Annotated in this window: 13 protein-coding genes; 3 read left to right on the top strand and 10 right to left on the bottom strand. The window is 69.6% G+C overall.

Annotated elements, in window-relative coordinates; translation table 11 throughout:
• Positions 1 to 13: 13 nt before the first annotated feature.
• The 3 genes from EJP69_RS01715 (at position 14) to EJP69_RS01705 (ending at position 2275) form a co-directional block, all read left to right on the top strand.
• Entirely contained in the window at positions 14 to 715 is a 702-nt protein-coding gene (locus EJP69_RS01715; RefSeq protein WP_240651999.1) for a hypothetical protein, read from the top strand.
• A gap of 74 nt (positions 716 to 789) precedes the next feature.
• Positions 790 to 1482, top strand: coding sequence for a P-loop NTPase family protein (locus EJP69_RS01710; RefSeq protein WP_093306858.1), 693 nt, complete (start codon positions 790 to 792; stop codon positions 1480 to 1482).
• Between the two features lie 79 nt (positions 1483 to 1561).
• Positions 1562 to 2275, top strand: a complete 714-nt coding sequence (locus tag EJP69_RS01705) for a DUF4339 domain-containing protein (RefSeq protein WP_170217025.1) — start codon at positions 1562 to 1564, stop codon at positions 2273 to 2275.
• Between the two features lie 40 nt (positions 2276 to 2315).
• Here the strand turns inward: EJP69_RS01705 and fabG are convergent, their stop codons facing one another.
• Genes fabG through EJP69_RS01655 form a run of 10 tightly spaced genes read right to left on the bottom strand, consistent with a single transcriptional unit; the run spans position 2316 to position 11852 of the window.
• Positions 2316 to 3047 carry a 3-oxoacyl-ACP reductase FabG gene (gene fabG, locus EJP69_RS01700; RefSeq protein ID WP_093306860.1) on the bottom strand — a complete coding sequence of 244 codons (732 nt, stop codon included), beginning with the start codon at positions 3045 to 3047 and terminating at the stop codon, positions 2316 to 2318.
• The gene (locus tag EJP69_RS01695) at positions 3044 to 3523 is read right to left on the bottom strand and encodes a hotdog family protein (protein WP_126468509.1); all 480 of its coding nucleotides are present in this window, start codon (positions 3521 to 3523) and stop codon (positions 3044 to 3046) included. The genes fabG and EJP69_RS01695 overlap by 4 nt, the downstream gene beginning before the upstream one ends.
• A complete protein-coding gene (locus EJP69_RS01690) occupies positions 3520 to 4290 on the bottom strand; it encodes a class I SAM-dependent methyltransferase (RefSeq protein ID WP_093306862.1) in 771 nt (256 codons plus the stop codon). Before EJP69_RS01690 ends, EJP69_RS01695 begins: the two co-directional genes overlap by 4 nt.
• Positions 4287 to 5108: a polysaccharide deacetylase family protein gene (locus EJP69_RS01685; protein ID WP_126468508.1), complete on the bottom strand. Its 822-nt coding sequence runs from the start codon at positions 5106 to 5108 to the stop codon at positions 4287 to 4289. The genes EJP69_RS01690 and EJP69_RS01685 overlap by 4 nt, the downstream gene beginning before the upstream one ends.
• Before the next feature lie 20 nt (positions 5109 to 5128).
• Entirely contained in the window at positions 5129 to 7534 is a 2406-nt protein-coding gene (locus EJP69_RS01680) for an MMPL family transporter (protein ID WP_126468507.1), read from the bottom strand.
• Positions 7531 to 8169: a LolA-related protein gene (locus EJP69_RS01675; RefSeq protein ID WP_126468506.1), complete on the bottom strand. Its 639-nt coding sequence runs from the start codon at positions 8167 to 8169 to the stop codon at positions 7531 to 7533. The genes EJP69_RS01680 and EJP69_RS01675 overlap by 4 nt, the downstream gene beginning before the upstream one ends.
• Positions 8141 to 9154 (bottom strand): LpxL/LpxP family acyltransferase, encoded by a 1014-nt coding sequence (locus EJP69_RS01670; protein WP_093306865.1) that lies wholly within the window; start codon positions 9152 to 9154, stop codon positions 8141 to 8143. The genes EJP69_RS01675 and EJP69_RS01670 overlap by 29 nt, the downstream gene beginning before the upstream one ends.
• Complete coding sequence (locus tag EJP69_RS01665) at positions 9154 to 10875, bottom strand: AMP-binding protein (protein WP_126468505.1); 1722 nt, start codon at positions 10873 to 10875, stop codon at positions 9154 to 9156. The genes EJP69_RS01670 and EJP69_RS01665 overlap by 1 nt, the downstream gene beginning before the upstream one ends.
• A gap of 16 nt (positions 10876 to 10891) precedes the next feature.
• Positions 10892 to 11536, bottom strand: a complete 645-nt coding sequence (locus tag EJP69_RS01660) for a COG4648 family protein (protein WP_093194981.1) — start codon at positions 11534 to 11536, stop codon at positions 10892 to 10894.
• Between the two features lie 4 nt (positions 11537 to 11540).
• Entirely contained in the window at positions 11541 to 11852 is a 312-nt protein-coding gene (locus tag EJP69_RS01655; RefSeq protein ID WP_093194980.1) for a phosphopantetheine-binding protein, read from the bottom strand.
• Positions 11853 to 11892: the final 40 nt, after the last annotated feature.

Here is an 11892-nt window from a genome sequence, read left to right as displayed (position 1 = left end):
CCTCCTGGCGGGCATGGCCGCCCTGCTGGTCACCGCAGGCTGTTCGTCGATGCGCGACACCCAGCGCGCCGAGCCCTACACCAACCAGGAATGGCTGCAGTCCGGCGCCAACCGCATCGCCAACCTGTCGCTGCGGGACAACCTGCAGTCGGTGCGCCGCGTGCAGAGCACGCTCTACAAGCGCAACCCGCGCGAGTGGCGAAAGTCTGCGGCCAGCATGGACGAAGCCATCCAACGTTCCTGGGACGCGGTGCTCAAGGGCCCGCCCCTGCCCGAGCTGAAAGGCGCGAGCGGCATCGACGCCATCCGCATGGCCTTCGACAGCACCCCGCAGGGCTACCAGGGCGACCGGGTGGCGGCGCTGGTGTACGGCTGGGCCACCATGCTCAAGCAGGCCAACGGCGACACCTGGGACCAGACCATGCTCGACGGCGTCAACGCCGAGAACAGCTACCGCGCCGCACGCAACTTCGAGATCTCGCTGTGGCTCATCACCTCCAAGACCGGCCCCGACGGCCAGCCGCTGCTGCTGGCCACCGAGATCAGCGACCGCGGCCGCAACCTCGTGGCCGACCGGGAGCTGTCGAAGGTGGTGGCGCGGCTCGACCTGCTGGCCGCCCAGGCCGACGAGAAGTACCGCCGGGCGGCGCTCGACTTCGGGCAGAACTGGGTGATGGGCGTGGTCATGCCGCTTTTCACGCTGGTTCCCAAGTGAGCCTGCGCAAGACGGCCCCCTAGAATGATCCCGCCCTCCCCCTCTCCTCAACCCATTCGAGGCTGCAGCAACTCATGAGCTCCATCAATTTCATCGGCGGCGAAAAAGGCGGTGTAGGCAAGTCGGTCACCGCGCGCGTGCTGGCGCAGTACTTCATCGACCACAGCCGGCCCTTCACGGGCTTCGACACCGACCGCTCGCACAGTTCGTTCACCCGCTTCTACGAAGGCTTCGCCTCGCCGGTGGTGGTCGACAGCTTCGAAGGGCTGGACACGGTCGTCAACGGCTTCGAGACCAATCCGCAGCAGAGTGTGATCGTCGACCTCGCGGCGCAGACGCTGGCGCCGCTGGCGCGCTGGATCAAGGAATCCGACCTGTTCGACGTGTTCGCCGAGATCGGCGTCACCGTCAACTTCTGGCACGTGCTGGACGACGGCAAGGACTCGACCGACCTGCTCGGCACGCTGATCGACACCTTCGGCAACCGGCCCAACTACATCGTGGTGCAGAACTACGGACGCGGCAGCGACTTCGGCATGCTGCTGGGTTCGCAGTCGCTCGCGAAGGCCACGGCCAACGGCGCCCGCGTTATCGCCCTGCCCCGCCTGCACGACGCGAGCATGCGCAAGATCGACGCGCAGAACACCAGCTTCTGGAAGGCCGTGAACGACCGCGACGGGCCGCATGCGCTGGGCCTGCTGGAGCGCCAGCGCGTGAAGTCGTGGCTGGCTACGGCCTACGCGGCCTTCGATACGCTGCCCCTTTGAGCCTTCATCCGGTCGGTCGAGGCTGGGCGCACTCGACCTGGCCCGACGTCCCCAAGAAACAGAAAGAGGGAGATTCGCCTTGGACATCCACGTCAACCGAAACGGCCAGGCCTTCGGCCCCTACGAAGAGAGCGAGGCCAGGGCACTCTACGCCCGGGGCAACATCGCCGTGACGGACCTGGTCTGGCGCAACGGAATGGCCGAATGGCAGACGGCCCTGCAGATGTTCGGCGAGCGGGCGACGCAGCCTGGTGCGCCCCCGGTGGTCTCGCCGCCTCCCTTGCCGCCGCAACAGGTATCCCCCGTGCCGGGCTACGCCGCGCCGCCGTCCTCCTACGGACAGCAGACCGTGGTGCCGCAGCAGGATCTGCCACCCAAACTGCATTGGGCGCTGGTCCTGTTGTTCACGGTATTGACCTTCGGCATCTTTGCCGTTGTCTGGCAGTTCTTCCAGTCCATGTGGGTGCGCCGCAGCATCGACCCTCAATCCAATGCCACCCTGTACCTGATCGGCTCCGTGGCTCTGGCTATCGTCGGGAGCGTGCTGGAAGCCGCCTCGGTCCTTTCGAACGCTCCGGGGCTTGATCTCCTGCTTCAGGCCCTGTCGTACGTGCTCTTCTTTTGCGGGTACTACTCGATGAGGCGCTCGATGATCGATCACTACAACAATGTCGAATCGATCGGGCTGACGCTCTCCGGGGTCATGACCTTCTTCTTCAGCATGCTCTACCTCCAATACCACATGACGCGGATCACCAAGTGGAAGCAGACCGGAGAGATCAAGCCGCAGTAGCCAGCTTCGGGTGCCATCCGGCACCGCGCCCGAAAACCGATCAGATCATCCCGCCGTTGATCGAGATCACCTGCCCCGTGATGTAGCCGGCTTCCTCGCTCGCGAGGAACGAAGCCAGCGCGGCCACCTCCTGCGGCGTACCGGCCCGCTTCACCGGCACCATCTGGTTGATGACCGCGGGGTCGAACACCGCATCCGCCATCGGCGACGAGATGATCCCCGGCGCGATCGCATTCACCGTCACGCCTCGGGAAGCCACTTCGAGCGACAGCGCCTTGGTCGCGCTGTTCAATGCACCCTTGGCCGCGGCGTAGTTGACCTGCCCCCGGTTGCCTGCGATCGCGGCCACCGACGAGATGTTCAGGACGCGCCCCCACCGCGTGCGCATCATCGGCAGCAGCAGAGGCTGCGTGACGCGAAAGAAGCCGTTGAGCGACACGTCGATCACCTTGTGCCACTGCTCGGCGCGCATGCCGGGCAGCACGGCGTCGTCGTGCACGCCCGCGTTGTTGACGAGGATCTGCACCGGCCCTCCTTCGAGGATGCGCGCGCATGCCGCCGCGGCAGCCTCGTCGCTGCACAGGTCGAACACATGGCATTCGGCCTTGCCGCCCGCGGCCGTGATCGACGCCGCCAGCTGCTCGACCGCCTCGGGACGCGAATTGGCATGCAGCAGCACCGTGGCGCCGTCACGCGCCAGGCGTTCGGCCATGGCGGCGCCCAGCGCGCCGCTGGCGCCGGTGATCAGCGCGCGTTTTCCTTCGAGACTCATGGCGTTGCCGTGCTTTCTGCTGCTGTTGCCAGCGGGGTATTCAGGACCACCACGGCACGGCCTTCGGCCAGCATGCGGCCGTCGTCGGCCTTCACCGTGAATTCATAGAGGATCTGCCGGTCGTCGCCCGACAGGCGCCGGGCCGCGACCTGCATGGCGCCGGGCACGTCGTCCAGGCGCGCCACCGCCAGCTTCACGTTGCGCGCGCTCGCGAGGAAACCGGCCGAAGGAGCGCTGCCCTCTTCCGCCAGCAGACCGCCGTGCAGCGCCATGGCCTGTGCGGCGTACTCGATGGCGTTCGGGGCCAGCAGGCCGCTTTCGGTGCGCAGCGGGTTGTCGGCCTGCGCGTGGGTCGTGGTGCTGCAGCGGATGGTGTCGGCGTCCCAGCCTTCGAGCCGTTCCAGCAGGCACATGCTGCCGCTGTGCGGAATGCGCCGGGCGATGCCCGCGCGGTCGAGCGTCTGCGGCGCGGTCAAGCGGCCGGCTCCAGGTCGGCCACCAGCAGCACGTTGGCGAAGGGGGTGCCCTCGCTCATCGGAATGCTCTGCACCCGGAAGCCGAGTCGCTGCAACAGCGCCGTCCACTCGGCCAGTGGCCGGCCCCAGGTCGGCGAGACCTTGTGGCCGCGGATGCGCGTGACCGTGCGGTCGACCCACTGGCTGATCGCGAAGCCGCGCCGGCTCGAGGCATCGCCCACGCGCAGCAGCAGCCGCGCCTGCGGGTTGCCGCCGTTGCGCAGTGCGTCGCGCACACGCCGCAGCACGCCTTCCTGCGCCTCGAGGTCGACGTAGTGCAGCACGTCGAGGATCACGACGAGATCGCAGTCAGGCAACGCGGCCGTGCACATGTCGGCGCAGACCAGCCTGGGAGCCGGCTGCAGGTGGCCGATGGAAGCCTCCGCGCGCGCCACGTCCTTGGGCATGAGCTCGATGCCGGTGTAGTCGGCGCCTTCGGGCGTGGCGAGCCACGACGACGGCCAGCGGCCCTGCTTCTGCATCGCGCTCATCGAGGCCAGCAGGCTGGCGAAGAGGCCCTGGCCGCAGCCGATGTCGACCACGCGGCGATGCTGCGCGCCGATCAGGCCGCGTTCGAGCAGCCCCCGGAACACCGGATCGCGCCCCAGCTTGCCGCGTGCGAAGTGCCAGGCGAAGCTGCCGCCCTTCTTGTAGGGGATGGTGGCTGCCTCGTGCAGCTCGCGCCATGCGGTCTCGGTCGACGACGAGGGCGACATTACCGCGCTCATGGCTTCATTCCTTCCGGCAAGGTCACGGAGCGCAATCCATCGACGCGCAGACGTTCGAGCAACAAGGGCAATACCTCCAGCAAAACAGGTTGTCCCGCGGCGGTGCGCGCGGCGTTGCCGTCGTGCAGCAACAGGATGTCGCGCGCCTGCAGGTTGCGGCTCAGGCGCGCCATCACCTTGACGGCGTCGCCTTCGCGGGTGTCGAAGCCGCGCCGCGTCCAGCTCACGAGCGAGAGGCCCAGGCGGTGCAGCACGGGTTCGAGGAACGGGTTGCGCAGCCCCGCCGGAGCGCGGAAACAGGTCGGGCGCTGGCCGGTGACGTCGCTCAGGATGTCCTGCGCCCGCGCGATCTCGGCGGCGAAACCGCGCGGCCCGAGAAAGGAGAAGTTGTGTCGGTGCCGCGCCGTGTGGTTCTGGATGCTGTGGCCACGCGCGACGATCTCGCGCGCCAGCGCGGGCTGGGCCAAGACGCGCTCGGCGATGCAGAAGAAGGTGGCGCGCTGGCCGTGCGCATCGAGCAGGTCGAGCACGCGCGGCGTGACTTCGGGCTCGGGGCCGTCGTCGATGGTGATCGCCACTTCGCGACGCGCGGCAGCGGCCTCGGGCAGCCGCGTGACGTTGGGCCCCAGCAGGCTGCTGCGCGGCGTGAGACCGGCGCCGGTGATCAGCGCATGGTTCAGCACGATCGCGCCAACGGCCCACGGCAACGCGCCCGGCACCAGCACGCCCGCGCCGATGGCGGCAACGTGCCATGCGGCGCTGGCGCGGATGGCCGGCGGCCAGGGCCAGGATTCGGTGGGCGCGGGAGCGGAAGACATGAGGCCGGATTTTCCCCCGATCAGCCGCGCGCGGGCCGCGAAGGCCCCACGCTGCGCGCGAATGCCGCCGACAGCAGCAGCGCCAGCAGCGCCCCCGGCGCGACCACCCGGCCGATGGAAGACAGCGCCGGAATGTCCGAAATCGCGATCAGCCCGAAGGACACCACGGTCGTCAGGTTGGCCAGCATCAGCGACGCCAGCGTGTCCTCGTCGGCCCTGCCGGTGGTGCGCAGCTGGTCGAAGAAGAGCGCGTAGTTCGACCCAACCGCCACGATCAGCAGCAGCCCCACCAGGTGCAGGATGCCGAGCGCCGCCTGCAGCACGGCCATGCCGCCCAGCGTGAGCACCACCGCGAACAGCAACGGCTGGCACACGGCCAGCAGCCGGCGCCACGAGCGCAGGTAGATGCCGAGCAGCACCACGACGGCCAGCGCCCCGAGCAGCACCTGCACGAAGGCTTCATGCAGATAGCGCTGGTAGAGGCTCGCGAGCTCTCGCCCGACGTCGACCACCTGCACCTCGGGCAACCCCGCCAGCGCCGCTTCGAGGCGGCCCTGGTCGAACTTCGCGCCGGGGTGCAGCACCACCAGCGTGCCCCAGCCGCCGCCGGGACGCTCGTACATCAGCGTGTTCAGGATGGGGCCGAGCGGCCCGTCGGCCAGCTCGGCGCGCTGCACCGGCGGCAGCTTGCGCGCAGCCTCGACGTCAGCCAGGAACGGGCCGAGTCGCGAAGCCGGCAGCGGCAGGCCCTTGGTCGCCTCGGCCAGGTTGGCGCGCAGGGTTTCTGCATCGGGCAGGCCTGCGATGCGCGCCGCCTGCACTTCCAGGCTCGGCAGCACGCGCGTGACGGTTTCGTAGCCGACCAGCTCGCCGCTGTCGACCAGCGCGTCCAGCCGCGCCGCCGCCGCCTCGGTGTGGCGCAGCGCGGCCTGTTCGTCGTCGCCATAGGCGACCACCAGCACACCGCCATCGCTCGCGCCGATGTCGTTGCGCAGCATTTCGTCGAGTTGCTGGGAGGCCTTGGGCACCGGGCTCATCGCGCCGAGGTCGGCACGCCACAGGTGGCCACCCTGCCACAGCACCAGCGCCAGTGCGGCCACGCCCAGCGCCGCCAGCGGCCAGCGCAGACGCGGCAGTCCGCGCACCAGCGCGCCCGCCAGTTGCGCCATGTACCGGCGCATGCCCATGCCGGTGGCGCCATCGGGAGCCAGCACCGGCAGCACGTAGCGCGTGGCCAGCGCGGCCGAGACCAGGCCGGCGATGGAGAAAACGCCCAGCTGCGCCAGTCCCGGGAAGCCCGAGAACACCAGCGCCGCGAAGCCGCATACCGAGGTCAGCAGCCCGAGCCGCACCGTGGGCCAGTTCAGGTCGCGCCAGCGCTGCCAGCCGGTGCCGGCCACCGCGCCCGCCCCCACCTGCCTCGCTTGAATGAGGTAGTAGATGGCGTAGTCCACCGTCTCCCCGATCAGCGTGCTGCCGAAGCCCAGCGTGAGCCCGTGCACCGAGCCGAACACCAGGCTCACGCTCGCGGTGCCGATCACCACGCCCGTAGCCACCGGCAGGAAGGCGATGACCAGCGCGCGCGGCGAGGCGAAAGCCAGCAGCAGCAAACCGCCCATGACGATGCCGCCCACCACCGCGAGGTGGATCGCCTCGGTCTTGATCTTGTCGCGGCTCATCACCGAGAACACCGGCGGGCCGCTCAGCAGAAGCTTGGGCGCTTCCGCCCCCATGTCGCGCACAGCGGCCTCGTAGGCGGCATGCACGTGCGCGATGGCAACGGCCTGCGCGTCGAGGTCGCTCCCGGCGGCGCGCGTGGTGGCGATCATCAGCGCGCGCGGCGCGGTGCGCGACATCCACACGCCATCCTCGCTGCGCGGCGAGCTGGCGGGCACCAGCTCCATGGCGATGCGCTGGGTTTCGCCGGTGGGGTCGCGGTCGAGGAAAGGCTTGATCACGTTGCCGGCCGGCGTGCCCAGCATCGACAGTGTTTCGTTGATGGCGTCGCGCAGGCCCTCGACGGTGAAATGCCCCGGATTCACCCCGGGCGAGAGCTGGTAGCGGTGCTCGAACACCCAGGTTCCGCTGTCGCTCCAGTCGCTGACGTCGCCGTTCTGCACCAGCTCGAAGAGCTTGCTCTGGCGCATTTCCTTTGCCACCGCGCGCGACACGGCGGCCCGTTGCTCCGTGCTGCCGCCTTCGATGCCCAGCATCAGCGTGCGCGAGGCGACGCCGCTTTGCAGCTGCTCGATCAGCACGCGCTGGCGCACGTCGGGGCTCTTGGGCAGGAATGCCGAGAGATCGGCGCCGATCTGCGTGCGCGCGATGACCACCACGCCGCACAGCAGCACCAGCAGCCATGCCAGCAGCACGACCGCCCTGCGCCGCCAGCCCGGCGGGCCGCCCGCCTGCTGCAGTTGCGTCACGGCGTGGTGCGTCCGGGCGTGCCGGCCGGCGCGGGTGCGGGCGCGGCTGCACCCGGCGTGATGTTCATGACCGAGCGGTCGCCGCCGACGAACTCCATCTCGAGCCCCAGCACGTCGCCCGCCCGGCCGCTGATGCGCATGCTGCGCACCTGCGCGGCGAGGCGGCTGTCCAGCGGCGTGAGGTCGAGCGTCCACTTGGTGGCGGAGCCCGACACGGTGCTGCGGAAATAGCGCTGCAGCGTGGCGCCGTCGCCCGTCAGCGTGCCGCGCATGGCTTCGACCAGGCCGAGCAGCTCGGGCATGCTGTCGAGCGCCAGCGTGCGGTTGCGGCCGCCGCGCGACAGCGTCAGCGTGTTGCCCTCGACCGCCATGGTCTCGATGCGCGGCGAAAGCGTGCGGCGCACTAGCTTGTCGGGCGCGTCGAAGCTCAGCGTGCCGCTGGCGTCGAGCGGGCCTTCGAGGCCGTGCACGAAGCGCTGTTCGGTGAAGCGGGCCTCGCCGCTCTTCTGCTTGGCCAGCAGCGTCATCAGCTCGGGCAGGTCGAACGCCGCCCAAGCCGGCACGGCGCAGAAGGCCAGCGCGAGCACGAATGCCCTGCAAAGCCGGTCAAGCCGCATCTTCGAGCCAGAAATCATGGAAATTGAACCAGTTGTAGGGGTACGCGCGGCACATCGCCTCCAGGCGCGCCACGTAGGCTTCGACAGCCGCCCGGATGCGCTGCTCGCGCTCCTCGGAGCTGGCGGCCCGCTCGCCGAAGTCGGCCAGCGGATCGAACCGGACATCGTAGCGCGCGCCTCCGCCGTAGAGACCCGCCATGAAGAACACCTTGCGGCGCAGTAGCGCGGCCAGGCGGAAGGGGCCATCGTTGAAGACGGCGGGCTGCCCGAGGAACGGCAGCACGATGTTGTTGCCGCGCTGATGCGCGGGCTGGTCCTCGCTGCCCGGCAGCGTGCGGTCGGCCAGCATGCCGCCCATGCCGCCGCTGTCGAGCCAGTCGCGCAGCTCGAGCATCGAGTGCGGCCGGCCCAGCGCGATGACGTGGGGCCGCAGCCCGGGCACCGCGATGGCATTGAGGATGCCCGTGATGCGCCGTGCGTTGTCCGGATACATCAGCATCGCGAGCCGCATGTGGCGCTGGTGCGTCTGCTGCTTGCAGGCACCCAGCGCCTCGAAGCTACCAACGTGGGCGCCGAGCAGGAAGGCGCCCCGCCCGTTCGCCAGCTCGACGTCGAGCGGCTCGTTGCCCTCGATCTTCACCTTGAAGAGATCCATGCGTCCGCGCAGGAAATACACGCGGTCGAGCACGGTCGACGCGAAAGCATGCAGCAGCCGGAAACCGTCGACCCAGCCGGCGCGCGGTCCGATGGCGCGGAACAGATAGCGCTTGATGTGCCGGCGCTGCGCCGGCGCGAAGAGCAGGAAATACAGCGCGATCGGCGGCAGCAGCAGGCGCGTGACGTGGCGCCCGCACACCAGCGCCATCATGACGATGAAGCGCAGCGCGAGCATGTTGCTGCGCTCGGGCGCATGCGCCCAGGCGCCGCTCTCGCCCTTCGGCGCGGCCTGTGCGGTGCGGTCCGCTTCGTTCACGGCGCGCGTCTCCACTTCGGTGTGCTTCATCACGCCGACTCTTGCATGCCCGTCCAGCGGCCGGTGACAGCCACGACGCCGTCGCAGCGAACGTCGAACCGCACGCCGCGGGCTGCTCCGGCTTCCGGATTCAGCTCGATGGAAAGCACCGCGCCGGGCCGCACGGGCGCCAGGAACTTGGCGGCAGCGAGCGTGGGGTGGTCGCCCAGCCGCGCCGCCAGCGCCGGCACGCGGCGAATGGCCTCCATCACCTCGGCCAGCACCAGCGCGCCCGGCAGCAGGGGCTGACCCGGGAAGTGGCCGGCAAACACCGGGTGGTCGGCAGGCACCTCGTGCGCCATCTGCACCGGCGTGTCGTCTTCCGCCAGCTGCGCCAGCGCAAATTCGCGCAGCGCCCGCACGGTGAGCTTGCCCGTGCCTTCGCGCGGAAAGGCCTTCACCTGCACCACGCGACGCGGCACGAACACGGCCTCGAGCCGCTGCCGCAGGGCCGCGATGATCTCGCCGGCCGAAAGCGTCGGCGCAACCACGAAGGCCACCGGCCGCACGACGCCGTCGGCCACCTCGTCGGGCAGCCAGAAGGCGCCGTCGTCCACGCCGGGAATGCTGTTGAGATGAAAGTTCAGGTGCGCCAGCGAACTGCGCCGGCCCGCCACGTGGATCAGGTCGTTGGCGCGGCCGAAAAGGCGGAAACGCCGCTCGTCCAGCAGCTCGAGCACGTCGGCCATCGGCGTGGGCTCGGGAATGAAATCGCCGCTGAAGATGAAGCGCTCGGGGCCGCCGTCGGCCGAGGGCTCGGCATGCACGCGGATCTCGCCGAAGGTTTCCCAGATCTCGTTGTCGGTGGTGCGGCGCGTGGCGACCTGGCCCGACTCGGTGCTGCCGTAGATCTCGAGCAGCACGCCGCCCATCGCCTGCTCGGCCTGCTGCGCGAGCTGCGGCGACAGCGGCGCGGTGGCCGAAAGAATCAGGTCGACCGGCGGCAGCTCGATGCCCGAGAGCAGCAGCGTCTTGAGGTGGAACGGCGTGGTCACCAGCGCGCGCGGGCGCGGCACCGAAGCCAGCGTCTTCGCGACATCCGCCGGGAAGAACGGCCGGCCGCTCTCGAAGGCCGCACCGCCCAGCATCGCGAGCAGCACCGACGATTCGAGCCCGTAGCTGTGCTGTACCGGCACGGTGGCGACCAGGGTCAGGCCTTCGAGCGTGGGGCGTTCCAGCACACGGCACAGGCGCTTGACGGCCACTTCCACGTCGCCCACCAGCGTGCGCCAGGTCTTGGCGTGGGGCTGCGGCACGCCGGTGGAGCCGGAGGTCAGCAGGCTGGCCGCGTGCATGGCGCCGTCGACGGCGGGCACGGCCGCAGCCGGCTCTTCCGTCGGGCCCGCCGGGCCTGCGAGGCCGTCGACCGCGATGCGCTGCATGCCGGGGGTCTGCAGCTTCGGATCGTCGGTCAGCGCGAAGAGAGGCGAGCCGCTGGATTCGAGCAGGCGCGCGAGCGTATCGGGTCGCGCGTCGGGCGGCAGCATGCTGGCGTGGTCGCGCACCAGCGCCGCGCCGAGGCTCACCGCGAAGGCATAGCGGTCGACGCAGAGATTGACGGCGGCGCCCTCGGCCGGCAGCGCGGGAGCGAAGCGGGCCACGTCGGCCAGGAACTGGCGCGTGCTCACCGGCTCGCCGGCGCGCCATGCGAGAGGGGCGTCGAGGTCGCGGTTCGCGAGCAGCGGGAGGAAGCGGATGTCGTCTGTCGTCACGCGGGCGGCGCCTGTGTCATTGGCCGCCGGGGCTGGTGTCAACCGACGACGTGCCATAGAACGCGCGCACCGCGTCCACGAGGCGCGTACGTTCGAATTCGGGATGCAGCCGGTAGCGCACCAGGTGTTCGCCCACGAAAAGCAGCGTCACCATCACGGGCGACAGCACATTGGCGAACAGCGACCAGTCGGAGAACGGCCGAGTCAGGTAGATGATGATCGAGGCCACCACCATCACCGCGAAGAAACCTGTCCAGATGCGCGTGAGCTGCGTGGTGTAGGACAGCATGTGCCCGCGCAGCGGATGCACGCGCTGCGCGAACTGCGTGATCAGCGGCAGGCCCTTGCCGCGCAGCGTGGAGCCGAACCAGCCGCACAGCGCGGCGTTGATGGCCACGTGCTGCATCACGTACAGCCGGTTGGGGTCGCCCGCCTCACCCAGGAAGACGAGCGAGAAGCCGCCGATGCCCGCAGCCGCGGCAATGGCAACGCCCCAGCGGCCGAACCAGCTGCCGGCCAGGCCCATGGCGGCGAGCCAGAGCGGACCGAGCAGCACGACCACCGCCCATGGCTGCGTCGCATGGAACAGCGTCATCCAGTGGGAGAGGCCGGCATATGCGACACCCACCACCAGCAGGAGCGCTATTCGCCATCGGGACATGGGATCAGGTAGCGACGCGATGCTGCGCGACGTGGGCCGCGAGCGTGCGCAGCGACTGGAAAATCTGCTGGTTGCGTTCGTCGTCCGAACGCAGCTGGAAACCGTAGCGGCGCGAGACTTCGAGCGCGACTTCGAGAATGTCGATCGAGTCGAGGCCGAGTCCTTCGCCGTAGAGCGGCTCGGTCGGCACGATGTCCTCGGGAGCCACTTCGAGATTGAGCGCGTTCACGAGCAGCACGGCCAGCTCTTTTTCGATCGGCGACTGTTCGGAGGCATCGCCGTTGGCGGGAATGGGGGGCTGGGCAGTCGATGACAAAAAAACCTCCTAAAACTTATTCCTGAACCACCGTGCGGGC

Source organism: Variovorax gossypii (genome assembly GCF_003965815.1).
In the GTDB taxonomy this organism is placed as follows: Bacteria; Pseudomonadota; Gammaproteobacteria; order Burkholderiales; family Burkholderiaceae_C; genus Variovorax; species Variovorax gossypii.
This window is presented reverse-complemented; position numbering and strand designations above follow the sequence as displayed.